23 protein-coding genes and 1 pseudogene are annotated in these 24,604 nt (G+C 72.2%); 13 read left to right on the top strand and 11 right to left on the bottom strand.

Annotated elements, in window-relative coordinates:
- Positions 1 to 247 precede the first annotated feature (247 nt).
- The 6 genes and pseudogenes from ACFVYK_RS21725 to ACFVYK_RS21700 form a co-directional block, all read right to left on the bottom strand.
- Positions 248 to 586 carry a DUF3817 domain-containing protein gene (locus ACFVYK_RS21725; protein ID WP_389776359.1) on the bottom strand — a complete coding sequence of 113 codons (339 nt, stop codon included), beginning with the start codon at positions 584 to 586 and terminating at the stop codon, positions 248 to 250.
- A 62-nt stretch (positions 587 to 648) separates the two neighbouring features.
- Positions 649 to 1,155: a MarR family transcriptional regulator gene (locus ACFVYK_RS21720; protein ID WP_256917255.1), complete on the bottom strand. Its 507-nt coding sequence runs from the start codon at positions 1,153 to 1,155 to the stop codon at positions 649 to 651.
- A gap of 11 nt (positions 1,156 to 1,166) precedes the next feature.
- Positions 1,167 to 1,649, bottom strand: a pseudogene (locus tag ACFVYK_RS21715) (MFS transporter); the annotation flags it as partial.
- 45 nt (positions 1,650 to 1,694) lie between these two features.
- A complete protein-coding gene (locus ACFVYK_RS21710; protein WP_389776356.1) occupies positions 1,695 to 2,669 on the bottom strand; it encodes a matrixin family metalloprotease in 975 nt (324 codons plus the stop codon).
- 136 nt (positions 2,670 to 2,805) lie between these two features.
- Complete coding sequence (locus ACFVYK_RS21705; RefSeq protein WP_389776353.1) at positions 2,806 to 3,099, bottom strand: MTH1187 family thiamine-binding protein; 294 nt, start codon at positions 3,097 to 3,099, stop codon at positions 2,806 to 2,808.
- Positions 3,096 to 3,446, bottom strand: coding sequence for a DUF3817 domain-containing protein (locus tag ACFVYK_RS21700; RefSeq protein ID WP_389776350.1), 351 nt, complete (start codon positions 3,444 to 3,446; stop codon positions 3,096 to 3,098). The genes ACFVYK_RS21705 and ACFVYK_RS21700 overlap by 4 nt, the downstream gene beginning before the upstream one ends.
- 175 nt (positions 3,447 to 3,621) lie before the next feature.
- Between ACFVYK_RS21700 and ACFVYK_RS21695 the strand changes: the two genes are divergently transcribed.
- From ACFVYK_RS21695 to ACFVYK_RS21680, 4 genes are all read left to right on the top strand, one after another.
- A complete protein-coding gene (locus ACFVYK_RS21695; protein ID WP_389776377.1) occupies positions 3,622 to 4,254 on the top strand; it encodes an AIM24 family protein in 633 nt (210 codons plus the stop codon).
- Position 4,255: 1 nt separating this feature from the next.
- Positions 4,256 to 4,906, top strand: coding sequence for an AIM24 family protein (locus ACFVYK_RS21690; RefSeq protein WP_389776374.1), 651 nt, complete (start codon positions 4,256 to 4,258; stop codon positions 4,904 to 4,906).
- Between the two features lie 2 nt (positions 4,907 to 4,908).
- Positions 4,909 to 5,703, top strand: coding sequence for an AIM24 family protein (locus ACFVYK_RS21685; RefSeq protein ID WP_389776371.1), 795 nt, complete (start codon positions 4,909 to 4,911; stop codon positions 5,701 to 5,703).
- Positions 5,704 to 5,795: 92 nt separating this feature from the next.
- Positions 5,796 to 6,272, top strand: a complete 477-nt coding sequence (locus ACFVYK_RS21680) for a MarR family winged helix-turn-helix transcriptional regulator (protein ID WP_389776348.1) — start codon at positions 5,796 to 5,798, stop codon at positions 6,270 to 6,272.
- Between the two features lie 408 nt (positions 6,273 to 6,680).
- On the opposite strand, the gene meaB is transcribed toward ACFVYK_RS21680, so the two are convergent.
- Both meaB and ACFVYK_RS21670 read right to left on the bottom strand, forming a co-directional pair.
- Entirely contained in the window at positions 6,681 to 7,637 is a 957-nt protein-coding gene (meaB, locus tag ACFVYK_RS21675; RefSeq protein ID WP_389776346.1) for a methylmalonyl Co-A mutase-associated GTPase MeaB, read from the bottom strand.
- Positions 7,638 to 7,766: 129 nt separating this feature from the next.
- Positions 7,767 to 8,978 carry an acetyl-CoA C-acetyltransferase gene (locus tag ACFVYK_RS21670; protein ID WP_389776343.1) on the bottom strand — a complete coding sequence of 404 codons (1,212 nt, stop codon included), beginning with the start codon at positions 8,976 to 8,978 and terminating at the stop codon, positions 7,767 to 7,769.
- A gap of 152 nt (positions 8,979 to 9,130) precedes the next feature.
- On the opposite strand from ACFVYK_RS21670, the gene mce reads away from it, so the two are divergent.
- The 7 genes from mce (at position 9,131) to ACFVYK_RS21635 (ending at position 18,936) form a co-directional block, all read left to right on the top strand.
- Positions 9,131 to 9,571, top strand: coding sequence for a methylmalonyl-CoA epimerase (gene mce / locus ACFVYK_RS21665; RefSeq protein ID WP_389776340.1), 441 nt, complete (start codon positions 9,131 to 9,133; stop codon positions 9,569 to 9,571).
- Between the two features lie 232 nt (positions 9,572 to 9,803).
- Positions 9,804 to 13,685: a polarized growth protein Scy gene (gene scy, locus ACFVYK_RS21660; protein ID WP_389776337.1), complete on the top strand. Its 3,882-nt coding sequence runs from the start codon at positions 9,804 to 9,806 to the stop codon at positions 13,683 to 13,685.
- Positions 13,686 to 13,868: 183 nt separating this feature from the next.
- Positions 13,869 to 14,807, top strand: a complete 939-nt coding sequence (locus ACFVYK_RS21655) for a cellulose-binding protein (protein ID WP_020131158.1) — start codon at positions 13,869 to 13,871, stop codon at positions 14,805 to 14,807.
- An 85-nt stretch (positions 14,808 to 14,892) separates the two neighbouring features.
- On the top strand, positions 14,893 to 15,882 hold the full coding sequence (locus ACFVYK_RS21650; protein ID WP_389776335.1) for an ABC transporter ATP-binding protein: 990 nt from the start codon (positions 14,893 to 14,895) through the stop codon (positions 15,880 to 15,882).
- 2 nt (positions 15,883 to 15,884) lie between these two features.
- Complete coding sequence (locus ACFVYK_RS21645) at positions 15,885 to 16,655, top strand: ABC transporter permease (RefSeq protein ID WP_389776332.1); 771 nt, start codon at positions 15,885 to 15,887, stop codon at positions 16,653 to 16,655.
- Between the two features lie 110 nt (positions 16,656 to 16,765).
- Complete coding sequence (locus ACFVYK_RS21640; protein ID WP_389776330.1) at positions 16,766 to 18,058, top strand: ABC transporter ATP-binding protein; 1,293 nt, start codon at positions 16,766 to 16,768, stop codon at positions 18,056 to 18,058.
- Positions 18,055 to 18,936: an ABC transporter permease subunit gene (locus ACFVYK_RS21635; protein WP_389776328.1), complete on the top strand. Its 882-nt coding sequence runs from the start codon at positions 18,055 to 18,057 to the stop codon at positions 18,934 to 18,936. Before ACFVYK_RS21640 ends, ACFVYK_RS21635 begins: the two co-directional genes overlap by 4 nt.
- Before the next feature lie 36 nt (positions 18,937 to 18,972).
- Here the strand turns inward: ACFVYK_RS21635 and ACFVYK_RS21630 are convergent, their stop codons facing one another.
- Positions 18,973 to 19,305, bottom strand: coding sequence for an ATP/GTP-binding protein (locus ACFVYK_RS21630; protein ID WP_389776326.1), 333 nt, complete (start codon positions 19,303 to 19,305; stop codon positions 18,973 to 18,975).
- Between the two features lie 222 nt (positions 19,306 to 19,527).
- On the opposite strand from ACFVYK_RS21630, the gene ACFVYK_RS21625 reads away from it, so the two are divergent.
- Complete coding sequence (locus ACFVYK_RS21625) at positions 19,528 to 20,556, top strand: LLM class flavin-dependent oxidoreductase (RefSeq protein WP_389776368.1); 1,029 nt, start codon at positions 19,528 to 19,530, stop codon at positions 20,554 to 20,556.
- 84 nt (positions 20,557 to 20,640) lie between these two features.
- On the opposite strand, the gene ACFVYK_RS21620 is transcribed toward ACFVYK_RS21625, so the two are convergent.
- Entirely contained in the window at positions 20,641 to 21,033 is a 393-nt protein-coding gene (locus ACFVYK_RS21620) for an SCO5389 family protein (RefSeq protein ID WP_389776324.1), read from the bottom strand.
- 265 nt (positions 21,034 to 21,298) lie between these two features.
- On the opposite strand from ACFVYK_RS21620, the gene nucS reads away from it, so the two are divergent.
- Positions 21,299 to 21,970 (top strand): endonuclease NucS, encoded by a 672-nt coding sequence (gene nucS, locus ACFVYK_RS21615; RefSeq protein ID WP_389776322.1) that lies wholly within the window; start codon positions 21,299 to 21,301, stop codon positions 21,968 to 21,970.
- A gap of 77 nt (positions 21,971 to 22,047) precedes the next feature.
- Here the strand turns inward: nucS and ACFVYK_RS21610 are convergent, their stop codons facing one another.
- Positions 22,048 to 24,597, bottom strand: coding sequence for an ATP-binding protein (locus tag ACFVYK_RS21610; RefSeq protein WP_389776320.1), 2,550 nt, complete (start codon positions 24,595 to 24,597; stop codon positions 22,048 to 22,050).
- Positions 24,598 to 24,604: the final 7 nt, after the last annotated feature.

The following is a 24,604-nucleotide window of genomic DNA, read 5'->3' as shown; positions in this document are numbered from 1 at the left end:
GGACGACGGCTCAGGACGCCCCAGGACGGCGGACGACGGCCGGGGACGGGCCGCGGCGCGGACGCCGGACTCGCCCCTTCGTCGGACGCGCCCCTCCGTCGGACGACTCTTCCGGCGGACGCACTCTTTCGGCGGCCGCGACCTCCCGGCGGCCGCGACCTCCCGCCGGACGCGCCGGGACGTCTCCGTACCCGGGCACGCCGAACCGCCGTACGCGCAGGTGCGTACGGCGGCGGGGGTTACGGGGTCACGCCTTGACGGGCGCCGGAGCCGCGTCCACGGTCCGGCCGGCGAGCTCGTGACTGATCTTCCGCTCGACGAAGAAGGCGGCCGTCGGGATCGTCCCGGCCAGCAGCACCCAGAGCTGCTTGCCGACCGGCCACTTCGCCTTGGAGCCCAGGTCGAAGGCGAAGATCAGGTAGACGACGTAGAGCCAGCCGTGCGCGATGGCGACGACGCGGGTGAAGTCCGCGGCGCCGTCCACGTCCAGGCCGTACTTGGCGATCATGCTCAGGCACAGCAGCACCAGCAGGACACCGGTGACGTAGGCCAGAACGCGGTAGCGGGTCAGCACGCTCTTTTTCATGAGGACGAGCGTAACCACCGGTTTTGGGGCGATCTTGCCCGGGTGGGCCCGTCGCGCGGCGGTCAGTCCTCGAAGTCGTGCGCCGCCACCCGCAGCGGCCGCAGCATCGCGAAGATCTCCCCGCACTCCTCCGCGTCGTACACCCCGAGCCCGAAGTCCATCGCCATCAGGTCGCGGGTGGCCGCCTCCACGACCTCACGCCCCTTGTCCGTGATGACGGCGAGGGTGCCGCGTCCGTCATGGGGGTTGGGGCGCTTGTCGACCAGGCCCGAGCGCACCAGCCGGTCGACGGTGTTCGTCACCGAGGTGGGGTGTACTTGGAGCCGCTCGCCGATCTTCGACATGGTCAGCTCGCCCTCCTTGGAGAAGGTGAGCAGCACCAGCGCCTCGTACCGTGCGAACGTCAGGCCGTACGGCTTGACCACGGCGTCCACCTCGGCGAGCAAAATCTGGTGCGCGCGCATGATCGAGGTGATCGCGGACATGGACGGCACGTTCCCCCAGCGCTGCTTCCAGAGCTCATCGGCGCGGGCGATGGGGTCGAAGGGGAGACTGAGCGGTTTCGGCACGCCTCCAGACCTTACCGGCCGGTCACATCGCGGTCAGCCCCGTCTCGCCCTTCGGTCCGCCGGACCGCCCGGGCCGACAGCACGCAGCACACCGCCCCGACCGCGCCCGCCCCGCTGACCGCGGCCGCCACGCCCACGAGCTCCGCGGCCACCCCCGCCAGCGCCATGCCCACGCCCTGGAACGTCATGAGACCGGCGGTGAGCAGTGTCATGGCCCGGCCGCGCAGCTCGTCGGGCACGTCCCGGACGATCCACTGGTCGAGACCCAGGGTGTACGCCGAGCCGGCGCCCGAGACCACCAGCAGGAGCAGCGAGACGGCGAGACCGGGGTGGAAGGCGTAGCCGAGGTAGGGCAGCAGGGTCACACGGACGAGCGGCAGGGCGACGCGCTCGCGGCTGACGGGACGCAGCCGGGCCCCCGCGAACAGCTCGCCGGCGACCGTGCCGACCGGCAGCGCGCACATCAGCAGGCCGAGGCCGGCGGATCCGGCGCCGGTCGGCGAAGGTCTCGGCGGAAGCGTCGCCGGAGGGCACCTCCGTCAGTAGAGGCTGCGCAGGCCGAGGACGTCGCCCTTGCCGAGGGTGCGGGCGGCGGTGGAGCAGGCGAACGAGCTCGCGTACATGGTGAGGTTCTCGTGCCCGGCGCCGGAGTGCCCCAGGCCGAAGACGTGTCCGGCCTCGTGCGTGGCGACGCTGCGCAGGTCGTAGGCGTCCGTGCACGCGCCGGACGGGTCGTCGGTGAACGCGTAGTCGTGGGTGTTGAAGCGGACGTCGGCCTCCAGCAGCTCGTCGGGGCCGTGGGACGCCGGCCGGCTCCACGAGCAGGTCGTGGCGACGGCTTCGGGACCGATGTCGCCCGCGTCCCACACGCTCAGACCGTCCCGGCGCACGCAGCGGGCCTCGTGGTCGATGCCCGCCTCCTTGGCGGTGGTCGACAGGTACCTGACCCTGGCGTCGACGGTGTCCTCGTAGCCGCAGTCGTTTCGGACGGCGGTGATGGCGGCGAGGCCGGCCGCGATGGCGCGCCGGGCCTCACCGCGGGAGAGGTGGGCGGGCAGGGGGCCGTCGCCGAGGAACCACTCGTACGTGCCGTACTCCTTGCGCCCGGCGGTGGAGTACGCGACGTCGGCGCAGGGCGCGGGGGCGTCGGCCCGGCGGCGCGGGCGGGCGGCCGCGTGCTCCGCCTCGTAGGCGTAGGAGACCGTGCCGTCGGCGGCGACCGCCAGGGTGAAGCCGTGCGCCGAACCGTCCGCGGTGAGCGCGTCGACGCTGACCGTGGTGCCGGGTTCGGGGACCGCCAGGCCCGCGCCGTCGTGGGTGACCACGCGGCCGACGGCGAGGCAGTCCCGTACGGACGAGCCCGCGGGCAGGTCCGCGACGGTCAGCTCGCCGCGGGCCAGGGCGCAGGGGGGCGTGCGGGGCGCCTCCCCCACGCAGACCGCCGACAGCGATGCCGTCAGCGCGAACGCCGTGATCGCCCTGCCGAAAGACCCCGGCCCGCGCCGCCCTGCCACCGCACACTCCCCTTCAGGCGCCGCGCCGCCGCGCGGAACATGATCGACCAGGGAGACACTAGCCACGCGGCGCGGGCGGCAATCCCGCCTCTCCGCATCCGTTCGGGTGACCGGCCGGACGGGCTGTCCGGGGCGGCTACGGCGCCAGGTGCCGTTCCACGGTCGTCACCTTGGAGGTCAGGCCGTCGGTCACGCCGGGGCGGATGTCCGCCTTCAGGACCAGGGAGACCCGGGGGGCGCGTTCCTCGACGGCGGCCACGGCACGCCTGACGACGTCCATCACCTCGTCCCACTCGCCCTCGACGGAGGTGAACATGGCGTCGGTGCGGTTCGGGAGGCCCGACTCGCGGACGACGCGGACGGCTTCGGCGACGTAAGCGCCGACGTCCTCGCCGACGCCCAGCGGGGTGACCGAGAAGGCGACGATCACGCGTTCACCACGCCTTCCTTGCGGGCGCGGGCGACGATGACCGCGTCCTCCGCCTCCCGGCGCAGCCTGCGCTCGGCGACGAGACCGCCGCCGGGGACGACCGAGTACGCGAAGTAGCGCGCGGCCGTCTTCTTGTCCCACTTGGCGCGGTTCCAGGCGTCCAGCCAGAAGAGCACGTACAGGATGAACAGCACGCCGTGGATCGGGCCGAGGATCCGGGCCACGTCCACGCTGGACGTGATCGTGTACTTGATGATCGTGCAGACCGCGAGAATGATCCAGGAGATGCCTTCCGGCACGGAGATCAGGCGCAGTCGGCGGATGGCGGAGGCGGTCTTCAGGTCCACGGGTCACCTTCGGGGAGGTACGAGGCGGGGCGTCGGGCAGGGCCGTTTGTGAATGCACGCACAAGCGTTCGTCCATTGTGGCAAACAGTCCCCCTAAGGGTGCGATCAGGGTCGCTGTCCACCCCTGGGTGCTGTTGTGCGCACCCGGGTGGCGGATACCTTTCGCAGCGTGGCGATGTTTCGACTCCAAGGCAGCAAGGTGCTCGCCGTCGACATGACCGGGGACGCCGTGAAGGCGAAGAACGGCTCGATGGTCGCGTACGACGGGCAGATGGCCTTCAAGAAGCTCAGCGGCGGCGGTGAGGGCATCCGGGGCATGGTGACCCGGCGGCTCACCGGCGAGCAGATGACCGTGATGGAGGTGAGGGGGCAGGGGACGTGCTGGTTCGCCGACCGCGCTTCCGAGATCAACCTCGTCCAGCTCCAGGGCGACAAGCTGTACGTCGAGTCGAGCAACCTGCTCGCGACCGACGCCGGCCTGCGGACGGGCACGAGTTTCACCGGATTGCGCGGCGCGACCCAGGGCAACGGACTGTTCACGACGACCGTCGAGGGGCACGGCCAGGCCGCGATCACCTCGGACGGGCCGGCGGTGGTGCTGCGCGTCAGCTCGCAGTACCCGCTGACCGTCGACCCCGGGGCGTACATCGCGCACCAGGGCGACGTCCGGCAGTCCTTCCAGTCGGGTGTGACGTTCCGCACCTTCATGGGCGAGGGCGGCGGCGAGGCCTTCCAGATCCGGTTCGAGGGGAACGGCCTGGTGTACGTCCAGCCGAGCGAGCGCAACACGATCGCGGGAGATGTGTGACATGACCTTCCGCGAGATCAACTCCAAGATCGTCGAGGCGACGGTCGTCCCCGGTCAGCGCCTCTTCAGCCAGCGCGGCGCGATGCTCGCGTACCGCGGCGAGGTGTCCTTCACGCCCAACGTCCAGGGCGGCCAGGGCGGGGTGATGTCCATGATCGGGCGGCGGCTCGCCAACGAGGACACCCCGCTGATGACCGTCGAGGGCAGCGGGACGGTCCTCTTCGGGCACGGCGGCCACCACGTCCAGGTCATCCGGCTCACCGGCGACACGCTGTACGTCGAGGCGGACCGGCTGCTCGCCTTCGAGGGGACGCTCCAGCAGGGCACGATGTTCCTGGGCTCGCAGGGCGGGGTCATGGGCATGGTCCGCGGCCAGGTCAGCGGGCAGGGGCTGTTCACCACCACGCTGAAGGGGCAGGGGGCCGTCGCCGTGATGGCCCACGGCGGGGTCTTCGAGGTCCCGATCACCCCGCAGCGCCCGGTCCACGTCGACCCCCAGGCCTACGTCGCCCACCACGGCGACGTCCGCAACAAGCTGTCGACCGCGCTCGGCTGGCGGGACATGGTGGGCCGCGGCTCCGGCGAGGCGTTCCAGCTGGAGCTCAGCGGCAGCGGTGCGGTGTTCGTCCAGGCGTCGGAGGAGAAGCTGTGAGCATGTACGGGGCTCCGGGCGGCGGCCCGACGGTCTACGACCCCATGACCCTGCCGGTCGACGACAACGTGAACAGCTACACCTTCTGCGTGGAGCTCAAGGGGAGCCAGTGGTTCCTGCAGAAGGGGAAGATGATCGCCTACTACGGGTCGATCGACTTCAACGGCGTCGGACACGGCCGGCTGGACCGTCTGGTGCGCACTTCCTTCCATTCGCCACTGCACGCGAGCGACTGGGTCGTGGCGGAGGGCTCGGGGAAGATGCTCCTCGCCGACCGGGCCTTCGACGTGAACTCGTACGACCTCGACGACGGCAATCTGACCATTCGCTCGGGCAATCTGCTCGCTTTTCAGCCAAGTCTGTCGCTCAAGCAGTCGATCGTGCCGGGATTCCTGACGCTGATCGGAACCGGAAAGTTCGTGGCCGCGTCCAACGGTCCGGTGGTGTTCATGGAACCTCCCCTCCGGGTGGACCCCCAGGCGCTCGTCGGGTGGGCCGACTGCCCCTCCCCGTGCCATCACTACGACCACGGGTACATGACGGGCGTGATGGGCGGCCTACGTGCACTGACGGGCCTGGGCGGGGCCTCCGGCGAGGAGCACCAGTTCGAGTTCGTGGGCGCGGGGACGGTCCTGCTGCAGTCGACCGAGATCCTGATGGCGGAGCAGGCGACCGGGGCGGTTCCGCACGAGCCGGGAGTGCCCGGCTCGGGTGGGCACGGCGGGCCCGGAGCGCAAGCCGGCGCACCGCGCCTTCCCGGACAGCTGGGGGACCTCCAGCGTCGCTTCGGGCTGTGAGCGGTAGTCTGCGGAGTGTGACATCGAACGCGTGCGCACCGTCACACCGCCCTCACTAGTTCACCTTTCAACATTTTAGGTAGACTTCATTTATGGAGACCGAAACGGCCACTCGGTGGCTGACCGACGCGGAGCAGTGCGCCTGGCGCACCCATCTGGAGGTCAACAGGCTGTTGACGTACCAGCTCGAAAAGGATCTGCAGCCGTTCGGCCTGACCATGAACGACTACGAGATCCTCGTGAACCTCTCCGAGTCGGAGGGCTTGCGGATGCGGATGAGCGATCTCGCGTCCGCCACCCTCCAGTCCAAGAGCCGCCTCTCGCACCAGATCACCCGCATGGAGAGCGCCGATCTGGTGCGCCGTGAGAACTGCGAGTCGGACCGCCGTGGCCTGTACGCGGTCCTGACGGAGCACGGCATGGAGACGATGCAGAAGGTCTCGCCGCACCACGTGGACTCGGTGCGGCGGCACTTCATCGACCTGCTCTCCCCCGAGGCCCTGGCGGAACTCTCCAAGGCCCTGAAGCCCGTCGCGGAACACCTCCGCGGGCACCGGGGACGTCCCTAGACAGCCCCCTGGCCGACGGCGGCCCGGCCAAGCGGTCGGGTGGTGCGGTCGGGCCGAGCGGCCGGGTGGTGCGGCCGGGTGGTGCGGCCGAACAGGGGACACGGCCGGGCGGTCAGGGCCGGCGATCGGAAGGCGGAACCCGAACAGGGCTCCGCCTTCCGGCGTCACTCCGCCGGCCGCACGAGGGCGCCGCTGCGGCGTGGTCGGGCAGGTTGGCCGACGTCCGCCCCCAGGCGCTGCCGTGATCCGGCCACCGCCACGGACTCCGGCCCGCACGAGGTCCTCGCCCGCGCCCGCCGGGACGAGCGGCTCGGGGGCGGACGCGATAGCGACCCCTTGCGCGGGCCCGGGACCTCCCCTGCGGCGCCCCGGCGACGCCTGGCGTCCTGCGCCGGGACCGCGCTGCGCTCACCCCTCCGTGAGGCCCGCCACCAGTTCGTCCGCCGCGCGGTAAGGGTCCAGGGACCCGCTGACGATGCGTTCGGCGAGGGCGCTCAGCCGGCGGTCGCCGTGCAGGTCGCCGATGCGCTCCCGCAGGGCGGTGACGGCGATGGTCTCGACCTCGCGGGCCGCCCGGGAGCGGCGCCGTTCGGCGAGGACGCCGCGCTCCTCCATCCAGGCGCGGTGCTTCTCCAGCGCCTGGACGACCTCGTCGACGCCCTCGGCTCGGGAGGCGACCGTCTTCACGATGGGCGGCCGCCAGTCGCCGGGGGCGCGGGCCTCGCCGAGCCCGAGCATGTGGTTCAGCTCGCGCGCGGTGGCGTCCGCGCCGTCCCGGTCGGCCTTGTTGACGACGTAGACGTCGCCGATCTCCAGGATCCCGGCCTTGGCGGCCTGGATGCCGTCGCCCATGCCGGGGGCGAGCAGCACGACGCTGGTGTCCGCCTGGGAGGCGATCTCGACCTCCGACTGGCCGACGCCGACCGTCTCGACCAGGATCACGTCGCACCCCGCCGCGTCCAGCACACGGATCGCCTGCGGGGCCGCCCAGGCGAGGCCGCCCAGGTGGCCGCGGGTGGCCATGGAGCGGATGTAGACGCCCGGGTCCGAGGCGTGCTCGGACATCCGGACGCGGTCGCCGAGCAGCGCGCCGCCGGAGAACGGCGAGGACGGGTCGACGGCCAGCACGCCGACCCGCCTGCCCTGCTTGCGGTAGGCGGTGACCAGCGCGGAGGTCGTGGTGGACTTGCCCACGCCCGGCGAACCGGTCAGACCCACCACGTAGGCGTTCCCGGTGAGCGGGGCCAGCGTCGCCATGACCTCCCTGAGCTGCGGGGACGCCCCCTCGACCAGGGAGATCAGCCGGGCCACGGCCCGGGGGCGGCCTTCCCTGGCCTGGGCGGCCAGCGAGGAGACGTCCTGCATCACAGCTCCGTTCAGCTCCGTTCAGCTCCGCCCGTCTCCGGCCGGATTCGTTCAGCTCCGGCCGGATCCGGTCGTCCGGTCCGACCATGGCCGTCCGGTCCGACCATGGCCGTCCGGCTCGACGACGGCTCAGGCCTTGGCCACCCGCACGATGAGCGCGTCCCCCTGACCGCCGCCGCCGCACAGCGCGGCCGCGCCGACGCCGCCGCCCCGGCGCTTGAGCTCCAGCGCCAGGTGCAGGACGAGACGGGCGCCGGACATGCCGATCGGGTGGCCCAGGGCGATGGCGCCGCCGTTGACGTTCACCTTTTCCGTGGACACGCCGAGGTCCTTCATTGACTGGACCGCGACGGCGGCGAAGGCCTCGTTGATCTCGATGAGGTCGAGGTCGGCGACCTCCAGGCCCTCCTTCTTCAGCGCGTGCAGGATGGCGTTGGAGGGCTGGGACTGCAGCGAGTTGTCCGGCCCGGCCACGTTGCCGTGGGCGCCGATCTCCGCGATCCACTCCAGGCCGAGTTCCTGCGCCTTGGCCTTGCTCATGACGACCACGGCCGCCGCGCCGTCGGAGATCTGCGAGGCGGAGCCCGCGGTGATCGTGCCGTCGCGGGTGAACGCCGGACGCAGCTTGCCCAGCGACTCCGCCGTGGTGTCGGCGCGGATGCCCTCGTCCTTGCTGAAGACGACCGGCTCGCCCTTGCGCTGCGGGATCTCGACCGGGGTGATCTCGGCCTCGAAGACACCGTTCTTCTGCGCCGCGGCGGCCCTCTGATGGCTCAGCGCGGCGATCTCGTCCTGCTCGGGACGCGCGATCCCGAGCCGGGCGTTGTGCTTCTCCGTGGACTCGCCCATCGCGATGTTCTCGAAGGCGTCGGTCAGCCCGTCGTGCGCCATCGCGTCGAGCATCTCGATGGCGCCGTACTTGAAGCCCTCGCGGGACTTGGGCAGCAGGTGCGGGGCGTTGGTCATGGACTCCTGGCCGCCCGCCACCACGATGTCGAACTCGCCCGCGCGGATCAGCTGGTCCGCGAGCGCGATCGCGTCGAGGCCCGACAGACACACCTTGTTGACGGTGAGCGCCGGGACGTTCATCGGGATGCCGGCCTTGACGGCGGCCTGCCGGGCCGGGATCTGGCCCGCGCCGGCCTGCAGCACCTGGCCCATGATCACGTACTGCACCTGGTCGCCGCCGATCCCCGCGCGGTCGAGGGCCGCCTTGATCGCGAAGCCGCCGAGGTCGGCGCCGGAGAAGGACTTGAGGGAGCCCAGCAGTCGTCCCATGGGCGTGCGCGCGCCCGCGACGATCACCGAGGTCGTGCCGTTGGAGCCAGTCGATCCAGTCATGAGCTGCGATTCCCCTTACCGGCCCTGCACAGGCCGAGGAGTGAACGAGGGTTTACTTCGAATGTACTGAGTGGCACTCCGTGCCGTCATCGGGCCGTCAGTGTGATCGCGCGCACGTTGCGTAACCACCTCCGGCGCGCTGCACTGACACCATGCTGACGCGAATCGACCACATCGGGATCGCCTGCCACGACCTCGACGCGACCGTCGAGTTCTACCGTTCCACCTATGGCTTCGAGGTGTACCACTCCGAGGTCAACGAGGAGCAGGGCGTGCGCGAGGCCATGCTCAAGATCAACGAAACGTCCGACGGGGGCGCCTCCTACCTGCAGCTCCTCGAGCCGACGCGGGAGGACTCCGCCGTCGGCAAGTGGCTCGCCAAGAACGGCGAGGGCGTCCACCACATCGCCTTCGGTACGGCGGATGTGGACGGCGACGCCGCGGACATCCGCTCCAAGGGCGTACGCGTTCTGTACGAAGAGCCCCGACGCGGCTCCATGGGGTCACGAATCACCTTCCTGCACCCCAAGGATTGCCACGGAGTACTGACAGAACTGGTCACATCGGCCCCGGTTGAGTCACCTGAGCACTGACCCTCGTACATATGGGCCGGTAGGGTTGGGCTCGGTCGCCGCTCACACCGGGGCGACCCGGTCCTGCCGCACGGCGGCGGGACGCAGCCGGGGTCCGGGTGTCGGGGGACGAGCGTCGGGGCAGCAGCCCATGCTCCGTCGTTGATCTGACACCATTCCCCGGGAGCCCCGTTCGGCGGATGGACGGAGCTCGTTCGGGAAGCTTGCGACCAGGGACGGATGGGACCGCGCAGTGCGGGGCTACGAGAGCCAGGAGCGGGAACCGGCGGCTGACGTCGACCACCTGACTCGGTTCGAAGCCGAGATGAAGCGGCTGAAGACCGAGCGGGAAAAGGCGATTCAGCACGCCGAGGACCTCGGCTACCAGGTCGAGGTGCTGCGCGCCAAGTTGCACGAGGCGCGTCGCACCATCATGTCCCGGCCCGCCTTCGACGGCGGCGACCTCGGGTACCAGGCCGAACAGCTGCTGCGCAACGCGCAGATGCAGGCCGACCAGTTGCGCCAGGACGCCGAGCGCGAGCTCAGCCAGGTGCGGGCGCAGACCCAGCGGATCCTGCAGGAGCACGCCGAGCAGGCGGCCCGGCTGCAGGCGGAGCTGCACCAGGAGGCGGTCACCCGCCGCCAGCAGCTCGATCAGGAGCTCGCCGAGCGCCGGCAGAACGTCGAGTCGCACGTTAACGAGAACGTGGCCTGGGCCGAACAGCTGCGCGCCCGCAGCGAGGCGCAGGCCCGCCGGCTGCTCGACGAGTCGCGGGCGGAGGCCGAGCAGGCCCTGGCCACGGCCCGCGCCGAGGCCGAGCGGGTCGCCTCGGAGGCGCGCCAGCGGCTCCAGGCCGACGCCGAGGCGGCCCGCGCGGAGGCCGAGCAGCTGCTGCTGCGCGCCCGCACCGACGCCGAGCGGCTGCTGAACGCCGCCTCCGCCCAGGCCCAGGAGGCCAGCGACCACGCGGAGCAGCTGCGCACCTCCACGGTCACGGAGTCCGACGCCGCCCGCCGCCAGGCCGGCGAGCTCAGCCGCGCCGCCGAGCAGCGCATGTCCGAGGCCGAGGAGGCGCTGCGCAAGGCGCAGGCCGAGGCGGACAAGGTGCTCGCGGAGGCGAAGGCCGCCGCCGAGAAGGCGCTGGCCGGCGCGGAGGCGGCCAAGGAGCAGCGCACCCGTACGGCCAAGGAGCAGGTCGCCCGGCTGGTCAGCGAGGCCACCAAGGAGGCCGAGACCACCAAGGCGGACGCCGAGCAGCTCGTCGCCGACGCCCGCGCCGAGGCCGAGAAGATCGTCGCGGAGGCCTCGGAGAAGGCCCGCACGCTCACCGCCGAGGAGAGCGCCACCCAGCTGTCGAAGGCGGCGAAGACCGCCGAGGACGTCCTCAACAAGGCGCAGGAGGACGCCCAGCGCACCACGAAGGCCGCCGCCGAGGAGGCCGAGCGGATCCGCCGCGAGGCGGAGACCGAGGCCGACCGGCTGCGCGCCGAGGCGCACGACATCGCCGAGCAGCTCAAGGGCTCGGCGAAGGACGACACCAAGGAGTACCGCGCCAAGACGGTCGAGCTGCAGGAGGAGGCCCGCCGGCTGCGCGGCGAGGCCGAGCAGCTGCGCGCCGACGCGGTCGCCGAGGGCGAGAAGATCCGCGGCGAGGCCCGCAGGGAGGCCGTCCAGCAGATCGAGGAGGCGGCCCGGTCCGCCGAGGAGCTGCTGTCCAAGGCGAAGGCCGACGCGGACGAGCTGCGCCAGAAGGCCACCTCGGACAGCGAGAAGGTGCGCACCGAGGCCATCGAGCGCGCCACCGCCCTGCGCCGGCAGGCCGCCGAGGTCCTGGAGCGCACTCGCGCGGAGGCCGAGCGCTCCCGCGAGGAGGCGGTGGAGCTCGCCGAGACCATCACCTCCAACGCCGAGCAGGCCGCGCGCGAGCTGCGCGAGGAGACCGAGCGGGCGATCGAGGCGCGGCAGGCGGAGGCCGCCGAGGAGCTGACCCGGCTGCAGACGGAGGCGGAGGCCCGCCTCGCCTCCGCCGAGCAGGCGCTGACGGACGCCCGGGAGGAGGCCGCGCGGATCCGCCGCGAGGCCGCCGAGGAGACCGACCGGCTGCGCTCGGAGGCCGCGGAGCGGATCCGTTCCCTGCAGCAGCAGGCCGACGCGGAGGCCGACCGGCTGCGCAACGAGGCCGCGGCCGACGCGTCCGCCTCGCGCGCCGAGGGCGAGGCCGTCGCCGTACGGCTGCGTTCCGAGGCCGCCGCCGAGGCGGAGCGGCTGAAGTCGGAGGCGCAGGACACCGCGGACCGGGTGCGCGCGGAGGCGCAGGCCGCCGCCGAGCGGCTGGCCGCGGAGGCGTCCGAGACACTGGCCGCCGCGCAGGAGGAGGCCGTCCGGCGCCGGCGCGAGGCCGAGGACCTCCTCGGCTCCGCCCGCCAGGAGGCCGGCCAGGAACGCGAGCGGGCCCGCGAGCAGAGCGAGGAGCTGCTGGCCTCCGCCCGCAAGCGCGTGGAGGAGGCGCAGACCGAGGCCGTCCGCCTGGTCGAGGAGGCGGACCGGCGTGCCACCGAGATGGTGTCGGCGGCCGAGCAGCACGCGCAGCAGGTGCGCGACTCGGTGGCCGGGCTGCACGAGCAGGCCCAGGAGGAGATCACCGGGCTGCGCTCCGCCGCCGAGCACGCGGCGGACCGCTCCCGGCGCGAGGCCGAGGAGGAGGCGGACCGGGTCCGCGCCGACGCCTACGCCGAGCGGGAGCGGGCCGCCGAGGACGCGGGCCGGGTCCGGCGCGAGGCGAACGAGGCGTCTCAGGCCGCTCAGGAGCTGGCCGAGCGGACCGTCGGCGAGGCGATCGCCGAGGCGGAGCGGCTGCGCTCGGAGGCGTCCGCGCACGCCCAGCGGGTACGCACCGAGGTCTCGGACGCCATCGCGCAGGCCGACCAGGACGCGTCGCGCACCCGGGCGGACGCCCGCGACGACGCCAACCGCATCCGTTCGGACGCGGCGACGCAGGCGGACACCCTCATCACCGAGGCGCGCAACGAGGCGGAGCGCCTGCAGAACGAGACGGTCGCCGAGGCCGAGCGGCTGCAGTCCGAGACGGTCGCGGAGGCCGAGCGGCTGCGGGCGGAGTCGATCGCGAAGGCGGAGAAGCTGATCTCGGACGCGTCCGGCGACGCCGAGCGGCTGCGGGCGGAGGCAGCCGAGACGGTCGGGTCCGCGCAGCAGCACGCGGAGCGGATCCGGGCCGAGGCGGAGCGCGTCAAGGCGGAGGCGGCCGCGGAGGCCGACCGCCTGATGAGCGTGGCCCGCGAGGAGGCCGACTCGACGCTGGACGAGGCCCGCAAGGAGGCCAACAAGCGGCGTTCCGAGGCGGCCGAGCAGGTCGACACCCTCATCACGGAGACCGCGGCCGAGGCGGACAAGCTGCTCACCGAGGCGCAGCAGCAGGCGCAGAAGACCACCGCGGACGCGGAGGCGCAGGCCGACTCGATGGTCGGTGCGGCCCGCAGCGAGGCGGAGCGGCTGGTCTCCGAGGCGACCGTCGAGGGCAACTCCCGGGTGGAGAAGGCGCGTACGGACGCCGACGAGCTGCTGGTCGGCGCCCGTCGGGACGCCACCGCGATAAGGGAGCGGGCGGAGGAACTGCGCGACCGCATCACCAGCGAGATCGAGGCGCTGCACGAGCGGGCCCGCCGCGAGGCCGCCGAGACGATGAGGTCGACCGGGGACCGCTGCGACGCGCTCATCAAGGCGGCCGAGGAGCAGCTCGCCAAGGCGCAGGCCAAGGCGAGGGAGCTGGTGTCGGACGCCAACTCCGAGGCCGGCAAGGTCCGTATCGCCGCAGTGAAGAAGGCCGAGGGGCTGCTCAAGGAGGCCGAGCAGAAGAAGTCGACGCTGGTGCGCGAGGCCGAGGAGCTCAAGGCCGAGGCGATCCGCGAGGCGCGGCGCACGGTCGAGGAGGGCAAGCGCGAGCTGGAGGTCCTGGTGCGCCGGCGCGAGGACATCAACGCCGAGATCTCACGGGTCCAGGACGTGCTGGAGGCGCTGGAGTCGTTCGAGGCGCCGGCCGGGGGCAAGGACGGCGGTGTCAAGGCGGGTGCCGCCATCGGAGCCCCCCGATCGGGTGGGAAGTCCTCGGACGGCTAGCGAAATGTGTGAAGTGCGTTAAAGTCTTGGGCCTTTGAGTGGACCGTTGGCAAGCGGTCCGCCGCCGAGCCACCCAAAAGGGGTGTCATTCTCCAGATCAAACACGCATACGCTCGATGACACACCGCAAAGGCCCCTAGGATTCCACCTATCACCTCACCGGTCTCATTCGACAGGAACCCCATGAGCGACACTTCCCCCTACGGCTTCGAGCTTGTGCGGCGTGGGTACGACCGCGCTCAGGTGGACGAACGCATCTCGAAGCTCGTCTCCGACCGTGACAGCGCTCTGGCCCGTATCACTGCTCTGGAAAAGCGCATCGAGGAGCTCCACCTCGAGACGCAGAACGCCCAGGCTCAGGTAAGCGACGCGGAGCCGTCGTACGCCGGTCTCGGCGCGCGTGTCGAGAAGATCCTCCGCCTCGCCGAGGAAGAGGCCAAGGACCTGCGCGAGGAGGCCCGTCGCGCGGCCGAGCAGCACCGTGAGCTGGCGGAGTCCGCGGCCCAGCAGGTGCGCAACGACGCGGAATCGTTCGCTGCGGAGCGCAAGGCCAAGTCCGAGGACGAGGGCGTCCGGATCGTCGAGAAGGCCAAGAGCGACGCGTCGCAGCTGCGTTCCGAGGCGCAGAAGGACGCGCAGTCGAAGCGTGAGGAGGCCGACGCCCTCTTCGAGGAGACCCGCGCGAAGGCCGCGCAGGCCGCCGCCGACTTCGAGACCAACCTGGCCAAGCGCCGCGAGCAGTCGGAGCGCGATCTCGCGTCCCGTCAGCAGAAGGCGGAGAAGCGTCTCGCGGAGATCGAGCACCGCGCCGAGCAGCTGCGCCTGGAGGCCGAGAAGCTGCGCACCGACGCCGAGCGTCGCGCGCGTCAGACCGTCGAGACGGCGCAGCGCCAGGCCGAGGACATCGTGGCCGACGCCAACGCGAAGGCCGACCGCATCCGTTCGGAATCGGAGCGCGAGCTGGCGGCTCTCACCAACCGCCGCGACTCGATCAACGCTCAGCTGACGAACGTCCGCGAGATGCTCGCCACGCTGACCGGCGCCGCGGTGGCCGCGGCCGGCACGCCGTCCACGGACGACGAGCCGATCTCCCGTGGGGTTCCGGCGCAGCAGTCCCGGTAACGTCCGGGAGTACGGCGTCCGAACATCGGTGAAGCCCTTTGCCACTCCGGTGGCAGAGGGCTTTGTCGCGCTTTAGCGTGGCCGCATGATCGAGCTCGAGGGCCTGACGAAGCGGTACGGCGAGAAGGTGGCGGTGAACGACCTCACCTTCACCGTCAGACCGGGCATCGTCACGGGCTTCCTCGGTCCGAACGGCGCCGGCAAGTCCACCACCATGCGGATGATGCTGGGCCTGGACCGGCCGTCCGCCGGGGACGTGCGGATCGACGGGCAGCACTACGACCGACTCAAGGACCCGCTGAAGTTCATCGGCGCGCTGCTGGACGCCCAGGCGGTGCACGGCGGGCGCAGTGCCTTCAACCATCTGCTGTGCCTGGCGCAGAGCAACGGCATCCCGCGCAGCCGGGTGCACGAGGTGCTGGACACCGTCGGTCTGACGGCGGTGGCGAGGAAGAAGGCCAAGGGGTTCTCGCTGGGCATGGGCCAGCGGCTGGGCATCGCGGGAGCGCTCCTGGGCGATCCGCGGATCCTGATGTTCGACGAGCCGGTCAACGGGCTCGACCCCGAGGGCATCCACTGGATCCGCACCCTGATGAAATCGCTGGCCGCGCAGGGACGGACGGTGTTCGTCTCCTCCCATCTGATGAGCGAGATGGCGCTGACGGCCGACCATCTCGTGGTGATCGGGCAGGGCCGGCTGCTCGCCGACACCTCCATGGCCGACTTCATCGCGCAGAACTCGCGGTCCTACGTGCGGATCCGCACCCCGCAGCGCGAGCGGCTGCTCGACGTCCTGCACGGCGCCGGGATCACCGTCGTGGAGACCGGCAACGGCTCGCTGGAGGTGGACGGCGGCAAGCCCGAGCACATCGGGGAGCTGGCCGCGCAGCACCACATCGTGCTGCACGAGCTGAGTCCGCAACAGGCCTCGCTGGAGGAGGCGTTCATGCAGCTGACCGCGGAGTCGGTGGAGTACCACGCGCACACGGACCCGCACGTGGACGCGTACCCGGACGCACACGCCGACGCGCCGCCACGACAGCAGCAGTGGGGCGACGACTGGACGAGGAGCTGACGATGGCGGCGAACCAGGTCATCCGGTCCGAATGGACCAAGATCCGCTCGGTGGCGTCGACGGTGTGGACGCTCTCCCTCGCGGTGGTCGTCACGGTCGCCCTCGGCATGCTGATCTCGGCGCTGTCGGACAACGACTTCGACCACATGAGCCGCAACGACCGGATCTCCTTCGACCCCACGTTCGTCAGTTTCGCCGGGATGAGCCTCGGCCAGCTCGCGATGATCGTGTTCGGGGTGCTGGTCGTGTCGAACGAGTACAGCACCGGCATGATCCGCACCTCGCTGGCCGCGGTGCCGCAGCGCGGCGCCTTCCTGTTCAGCAAGATCGCCGTGGCCGGCGGGCTGGCGTTGGCCGTCGGGCTCGTCACCAGCTTCGTCACGTTCTTCCTCGGGCAGGCCATGCTCGGCTCCCACCGGGCGTCGATCGAGGACAGCGGGGTCCTGCGGGCGGTCATCGGCGGTGGCCTGTACATGACCCTCATCGGGGTGTTCTCCATGGGTGTGGCGACGATGCTGCGCTCGCCGATGCTGTCGCTCGGCATCCTGATGCCGTTCTTCTTCCTGATCTCGAACATCCTCGGCAACGTCTCGGCGACGAAGAAGATCGGCCGGTACCTGCCCGACCAGGCCGGCAGCAGGATCATGCGGGTGGTGACGCCGATCGACGACGACACCCCGTACGGGCCCTGGGGCGGGTTCGCCATCATGGCGCTCTGGGTGGTCGCCGCGCTGGCGGGCGGTTATCTGCTGCTGAAGAAACGTGACGCCTGACGCTTCGGTCTTTGCTTTCATTTGAGCGGAACCGTCAGCGCCCCGATATCCTCCTAACCCTTACGGGGGCGTGCGCCCTGCTGTCCTGATCCTTTCGATGGGTGCGGAGCATGATCGAAGCAGTCGGCCTGACCAAGCGCTACGGCGACAAGACCGCTGTTCACAACCTTTCCTTCCAGGTACGGCCCGGCGCCGTGACGGGTTTCCTCGGACCGAACGGCTCGGGCAAGTCGACGACCATGCGGATGATCCTCGGCCTGGACAATCCGACCGCGGGCTCGGTCACGATCGGCGGCTATCCGTACCGCAGGCTGCCGAACGCGGCCCGCCAGGTGGGCGCCCTGCTCGACGCCAAGGCGGTGCACGGAGGCCGGCACGCCCGCAACCACCTGCTGTGCCTGGCCCAGCTGTCGGGTATCCCGGCCCGCCGGGTCGACGAGGTGCTCGGCGTCGTCGGCCTCCAGGACGTGGCCAAAAAGCGCTCCAAGGGGTTCTCCCTGGGCATGGGCCAGCGGCTCGGCATCGCGGCCGCGCTGCTCGGCGACCCGCAGGTGCTGCTCTTCGACGAGCCCGTCAACGGTCTCGACCCCGAGGGCATCCTGTGGGTGCGCAACCTGATGAAGTCGCTGGCCGCCGAGGGGCGCACGGTGTTCGTCTCGTCCCACCTGATGAGCGAGATGGCGCTGACCGCGGACCACCTGATCGTCATCGGCCGCGGACAGCTGCTCTCCGACATGAGCGTGACCGACTTCATCTCGGCCAACTCCGCCGACTTCGCGCGCGTGCGCACCCCGCACACCGACCCGCAGCTGCGCGAGAAGCTGGCCTCGGCGCTCACCGAGGCCGGCGGCCATGTGCTGCCCGAGCAGGACGGCGCGCTGCGGGTGACCGGTCTGCCGCTGCCCCGCATCAGCGACATCGCCCACGACTCCGACGTACGCCTGTGGGAGCTGTCGCCGCACCAGGCCTCGCTGGAGGAGGCGTACATGCGGATGACGCAGGGGGCCGTCGACTACCGGTCGACCGTCGACCAGAAGGCCGGGCTGCAGCAGCCGCTGCCGCCCGGCGCGCAGCCGCCGATGCCCGTGCCGGGCCAGGGCCAGCCGGGCTGGTACGCCCCGCCGCCCCCGCAGCAGGGCTACGGGCCCCCGCAGCCCGCCCCGACGGCCCCCTACGGGGCGTACGGCGCTCCCGGCGCGCCCGGGGCGGCTCCCGGCCCCGGCGGAGCCAACCCGTACGCGGCGCCCGCGCAGCCGACCGCCCCGGCACAGGCCCAGGCACCGGCCCAGCCCGCCCCGGCGGCGAGCCAGGCCCCGGCGCCCGCCCCGGCACAGGCCCCGGCCGTCCCCGCCACCCCCGCCCCCGACGCCGACCCGACCAAAAAGTCCGAGGACGCCCGATGAGCACCCCGCAGCACCAGTCGCCGCAGACCGCGCCCGCCTGGCAGGGCGCGCCCGGTCCCTCGTACGCACCGGCCGGCCCCGGCTACACCTCGCCGATCCCGATCGTGCGCACCCACCTCGGGCACGCCGTCGCCTCGGAGTGGACCAAGATCCGGTCGGTGCGCTCCACGATGTGGACGCTGGGCGTGTTCGTGCTCCTGGTCGTCGGCATCGGCCTGCTGGCCGGCGCGGTGGTCGCCGCGAACGCCTCCGAGAGCGACCTCGCGGGCGAGACCGCCCTGTCGTTCGGGTTCTTCGGGCTGCTGCTGGGCAGCATGTGCGTCATCACGCTGGGCGTGCTGACCACGGCCTCGGAGTACGGCACCGGCATGATCCGCACGACCATGGTGGCCTGTCCGTCGCGCGGCCGGGTCCTCGCGGCGAAGGCCGTCGTCTTCTTCGCCGTCGCCTTCGGGGTGACGCTCCTGTCGTCCGGCCTCGTCGCCCTCGTCCACGTGGGGATGCTGAGCGAGGCCCGGCAGCCGACCGGCGAGGAGTGGCTGAAGGCCACCTTCGGCGTGTCCCTCTACGTCGCGCTGCTCGGGCTGCTCTCGCTGGCCGTCGGTTCGATCATCCGGCACTCGGCCGGCGCGATCACCGTCATGATCGGCCTCCTGCTGGCCCCGCTGGTCATCGCGATCTTCATGTTCTCGTCCTCGCTGGAGAACCTGCGCCAGGCCCTGTTCGAGTACTCGATCCCGAACCAGATGAGCGTCTTCTACTCGACCTCGCTCAGCGAGAGCGGCCCGAGCGGCTGGGACCCGCTGTGGATCGCGCTGGGCGTGACCGCCGTCGCCCTCGGCGCCGCCTTCGCCCTGCTGGAGAAGCGGGACGTCTGACCCCCGCGAGGCCGGGCCGATCCGCCGGGTCCGGGGCTAGAACCTCGGCGCGTGACGGGACCGCCGCACCCCCGGGGTGCGGCGGTCCCGTGCGTTCCAGCACGCCTTGTGCCAGTGCCGGCGGTCGTCGACGCCCGCGTGTTCGGGCCAGGAGACGACGTGCGGGACGCCGTCGGGGATCATCTGGTCGCAGCCGGGGCACCGGTACGCCTTGCCCTGCGCGCTCGAACCGGCCACGTGCCGCACGCTCCACCGCTCGCCCTGCCAGGCCTCCGCCGACTGCCAGCCGCCGTAACGGCTCGCGGAGTCGTCCTCGGCGCTCCGGCCGGACGAGCTCTCACCCTTGGGTCGGTTGCGACGCGGGGACACGGGACACCTCACGGGGCTATACAGGAAGCGGGCTCGGCGTCCAGCGTACGCGGCCCGGACCGGGCTCCCCGTGGGTCGGCCGCCCCGCAAGTCGCCCTGCCGGACGCCGCATTCTGCAGACAATCCGCAAATCCCTTCGCCAGGCCGTGTCCTCGGCACGTGTCGGACGGTTATGCCCAGCGGGGGAGCTCCGCGTCGGGAGCCAAGGAAGCGGGAATGTCCATGCGTGTCGGAAGTTTCGTGTTGGGAGCCCAGTTCCCCGGCCAGGGCCAGGGAGAGGCGCTGCACCGTGCCGTCCGTTCGGCCGAGGTGGCCGAGGAGGCGGGTCTGGACTCGGTCTGGCTGGCCGAGCACCACTTCGTGCCGTACGGCACGTGCCCGTCGGCGGTCACGCTCGCCGCCCTGCTGCTGGGCCGCACCCGGCGGATCCGGGTCGGCACTGCGGTCAGCGTGCTGCCCACCGTCCACCCGGTGGCCCTCGGCGAGCAGGCCGCCCTGCTGCACCTGACGAGCGGCGGCCGCTTCTCGCTGGGCGTGGGCCGCGGCGGGCCGTGGGTCGACCTGGAGGTGTTCGGCTCCGGTCTGGCGGCGTACGAGCGGGGGTTCCCCGAGTCCCTGGATCTGCTGCTGCGCTGGCTGCGCGAGCCTTCGGTGGGAGCGGACGGCGAGCGTTTCCGCTTCCGCGAGGTCCCCGTGGTGCCCAGGCCGTCGGAGGCCCTGACCGACGCGGCGGGGCCGGAGGTCGTCGTGGCGTGCACCTCGCCGGCCAGCGTGCGGCTGGCCGCCGAGCGCGGACTGCCGATGCTGCTCGGGATGCACGTCGGGGACGAGGAGAAGGCCGAGATGGTCGCCCAGTGGCGGCGCTGCGCGCGCGCCGCCGGGCGCTCCGGGGACGAGATCCGTGACGCGGCACACGTCTCGGCGGGCGTCTGCCAGATCGCGGACCGTCGCACGGACGCGATGGAGACGCTGGTGAAGGCGATGCCGGGCTGGCTGAAGCAGGGCCTGGACGCGCATGTGACGGTGGACGGCCGAGCCCGCAGCATGCGGGACCCGGTGGCGTACACCGAACTGCTCTGCGGGCTGCACCCGGTGGGCTCCCCGCGGTTGTGCGCCGACCGCCTCGCGGCGACCGGCGAGCGCACCGGCATCTCGCGCTTCGCTCTGCTCGTCGAGGGCTCCGGCGACCTCGCGGCCACGGAGGAGAACGTACGGCGGCTGGGCTCGGAGGTGCTCCCCCACCTCCGGTGAACAGCCCAGCCGACCGCGAGGCCTGCCGCTCCCGTGTCTTGTGGAACTCCCGCGTCAGGAGCGGCAAGCGACAGCTTCACAGGTTCAGCAGTCCCGGAATTCCGGGGACTGGTTCAGCACCTGGCTGCGGACCGAGGTGAAGCGGCTGAGCTTCTCGTCGACAGCCGAGCCCAACGGGAACACCGCCACCCGGTGGCAGTTCTGGAACGCCAGCCGCACACCGAAGTGCCGCTGCAGGGCACCCCGTATGGCGTCACTCGCGAGCGCGCGCAGCAACTGGCCGCGTGCCTGCTCGTCCGGCGGGGGCGTCTGGTTGTCGGCGAAGTCTCCGCCGTCCACCTTCAGCTGGGCCACCAGGGAGCTGACCATCTCCCATGCGTAGGGCAGGGAGGTCCGGACGCAGTCGACGAATTCTGCTTCGTCGACCTCGCCTCGCTCGGCCTGTTCGAGTAGGGCCGGTGAGACGTCGAGCGACATGGGTACTCCTCTCGCACCCCCAAGGACAACAGGGGTTGCCGGACAGGGAAAGGGAGTCCGCATGCCGAAACACCGCACACGCTGAGTACACGCATCGCGACCTCCCGTTCACTACGGTAGGCAACGGACCGTGACGGCACCAGGAGAATGGGCACATAGGGAACCCCGGTTGGGCACACAATCGGCCACTGTCGCGTGCCCGTCGAACGATCTTTTTCCAGGGCGAATCGCTTGGGAGCGGGGGCGTCGGATAGCGTTGCGCCCCATGCGTCTCGTCATCGCCCGGTGCTCCGTCGACTACGCCGGCCGGCTCACCGCCCATCTCCCCTCCGCCCCCCGTCTGATCCTGGTGAAGGCGGACGGCAGCGTCTCGATCCATGCGGACGACCGGGCCTACAAGCCCTTGAACTGGATGTCGCCGCCCTGCACGCTCAAGGAGGGAACGGGCGACGACGAGGGTGTGTGGACCGTCGTCAACAAGGGCGGCGAGAAGCTCATCATCACGATGGAGGAGATCCTCCACGACTCGTCGCACGAACTGGGCGTCGATCCGGGCCTGATCAAGGACGGCGTGGAAGCGCACCTCCAGGAGCTGCTCGCCGACCGCATCGAGACCCTCGGCGAGGGCTACACCCTCATCCGCCGCGAGTACATGACCGCCATCGGGCCGGTCGACATCCTGTGCCGCGACGCGGACGGGCAGACCGTCGCGGTGGAGATCAAGCGGCGCGGCGAGATCGACGGGGTCGAGCAACTGACGCGCTACCTGGAGCTGTTGAACCGCGACCCGCACCTCGCGCCGGTGCGGGGCGTCTTCGCGGCCCAGGAGATCAAGCCCCAGGCCCGGGTGCTGGCCACGGACCGGGGCATCGGCTGCGCGGTCCTCGACTACAACGCCCTGCGCGGCATCGAGGACGACAAGCTGCGCCTGTTCTGACCGCGTCCCGCCTGTACACGACGAGACGGGCCGGGTTCCTGGCAGGGGAACCCGGCCCGTCTCGCATGCCCGTGGGCTCAGATCACCTGGTCCGGCGACGCCGACGGGCCGGTGCCCCCGACGGGTCCGGCGGAGGTGAGGGAGCTGCCCGGCGGGGACGACATGGAGTTGCTCGCCGAGTTCGAGGTGGCGCCGGTCGGCGTCCCGCTCTCCGAGGGCGGCGGGGTCGACGAAGAGGAGTCGCTCGGCGTGGGTGACGCCGACTGTGACGCGGACGGCGACGTCGAAGGCTGGGGAGTGGTGCTCGGCGACGAGGAAGGCCTGGGCCTGCCGGACGGCGAGCCCCCGTGCCCGGGGCCGGGCGAACCGGTGGCGTCCGAGGAGGGTTCGGGCGTCCCCGTCCCGGTGCCCGTCGGCGTCGGGTCGTCCGAGGTGCCCATCGTGCCGTCCGGACCGGGGTCGGTCGGAGCGCTGGTCGCCACGCCCGCGCCGGAGGAGGCTCCGCCGTCGCCGGGGGTTTCGGAGTTCAGGTCGTCGCCGTTCTGGCCGGCGTCGGCGGTCGGGTTGACGCCTACCCGGTCGGAGGGGTTGTGGGCGTCGTTGTCGGACGTCGCGCCGAGGGTCACCACCGTGCCGAGCACGGCGACGAGCAGCGCGCCTGCGCCGGCCGCGACCAGATTGCGCTTGGCCAGGCCCTTCAGGCCGCCGCGGTCGTGCCGGTTACGGGCCGGCGGGCCGGACGGCTCGTGCCGGGCGACGAGGGTGTCGGTCCGCGGCGCGGCTGCCGGGAGCGCCGCCTGGATGCCGCGCGGCGGGGACGCCGGCCCCTCCTGGCGCGCGGCGGGCGTCTCCTCGCCGTCCGTCGGCATCGCCGCCGCCGTCACCAGGCCGGGGATGTCGCCGGACGCGTCGGCGACCAGGGCGAGGGCGCGGCGGCCGGCCACGGTTCCGCGCTTGTCGGCGATGGCCCCGCGCAGGGCGAGGGAGGCCTCCAGTTCGGAGCGGGCCCGGCCGACGTCACCGGTGCACAGGGCGAGGACGCCCATCTCGTGGTGGAAGTAGGCGCGGTCGGCGGACTCGCCCGCCAGTCGGGCGGCCTCGGCGCCCTCGTGCAGGGCGCTCTCCCAGGCGCTCCAGTGCAGGCCGGCGGCGAACGCGGGCGCGGCGGTGCGGGCGAGCCGGACGGCGGTGGCCTCCTCGCCCTCGACGGGGCGGGTCGTGCCCGGGACGACGGCGGCGAGGGCGGCGAGCACGGCGTCGGCCTCGGCGCACACCCGCTCCGGCGTGACCGAGGGGTGGCCGGCCCACCAGGCGTAGTGCTGGGCGGCGGTGTGCGCGCGGGCCTCGACGTCGTCGGCGTATCCGGCGGCCTCCAGCTGGGTCCGGACGCCGACGGCGAGCCGGTAGCGGGCGCCGACCGGGGAGACGAGCCCGCAGGCGGCCAGCTCGCCGAGGGCCGCGTCGGCGTGGGTGTCTCCGACCAGGGCCGGCAGATGGGCCTCGTGCGGGACCTCGCCGCCGAGGGCGACGGCGAAGCGCAGCGTGGCGCGGGCGGAGGCGCTGAGGCGGGCGGCGAGCAGCGGCGCGGGCGCGGCGGCCTCGCCGAGCGAGGGCAGGGGTATCTCCTCCGCCTCGCCGGCCCCGGCGACGGCGTCGACCGCGCCGGTGCGCGGCCGGGCGTCCTCGAAGACGCCGAACGCGTCCACGGCGTCGGCCTCGGCGCGCAGCCGGTCGCGCTGCGAGAGCAGGGCGCCGGCCTGGACGAACCGCAGCGGCAGCCCCTCGGACTCGAACCAGAGGTCGCCGGCCCAGTTGGCCTCCTCCTCGGTGAGCACGCGGCCGACGGCCTGCTCGATGACCTCGACGCCGCCGGCGCGGTCGAGCCCGGTGAGGGCGACCTCCTCGACGGCGGACTCCGCGGAGGGCGCCGGGGCGTGTGGGGCCGCGCCGAGGAGGAAGGCGCATTCGGGCGTCGCGTCGAGGAGCTCGTCGAGGGCGGCGCCGCCGAGGTCGAGGTCGTCGACGACGACGACCGCGCCGACCTCGCGGACGAGGGCGCGCAGTTCGTCGTCCCCGGGACGGTGCCGGGGGGCGTCGTGGACGGCGTGGAAGAGGTCGTGCAGCAGGTCTGAGGCGGTGCGGTTGAGGCCGGAGAGGCGGACGACGCCGTCGGGGGCGAGGTCCTCGCAGTCCTCGGCGACGAGGTCGAGCAGGCTGGTGCGGCCGGAGCCGGGGGCGCCGGTGACCCGGACGGAACGGCCGCGGGCGAGCAGGCGGACCAGTTGTTCGCGTTCGTCCTGGCGGCCCTGGAGCGGCCGGGCGGAGCGGGCCGGTCCGGAGGGCGCGGGCGGCCGGGCGGCGCGCTCGGCCTCGGCGCGCTGTTCGGATGTGCGTTTGACGGGCTGTTCGGTTCCCTGCGCCCCGGGCGGGCGCCGTTCTATCTCGCTGCCGTCCACCGGGTTGACGGTGAGCAGGTGTTCGCCGACGACGAGCCGCACCGTGCGGGCCAGGGCCGGCTGGTGCTGGCCGAAGTCGGGTGTGAGGGGATCCCTGGAAGGGCGCGAGCGCGGAGCTTTCCCGTCGCTGTCATGGCCGTGCTCCTCGGGTCCCCGCGTGTTCGGGTCCATAGGTTCG

It is taken from the genome of Streptomyces sp. NPDC058291 (assembly GCF_042880855.1).
In the GTDB taxonomy this organism is placed as follows: domain Bacteria; phylum Actinomycetota; class Actinomycetes; order Streptomycetales; family Streptomycetaceae; genus Streptomyces.
The sequence above is the reverse complement of the archived record's forward strand: the minus strand, read 5'-3'. Positions and strand labels throughout refer to the sequence as shown.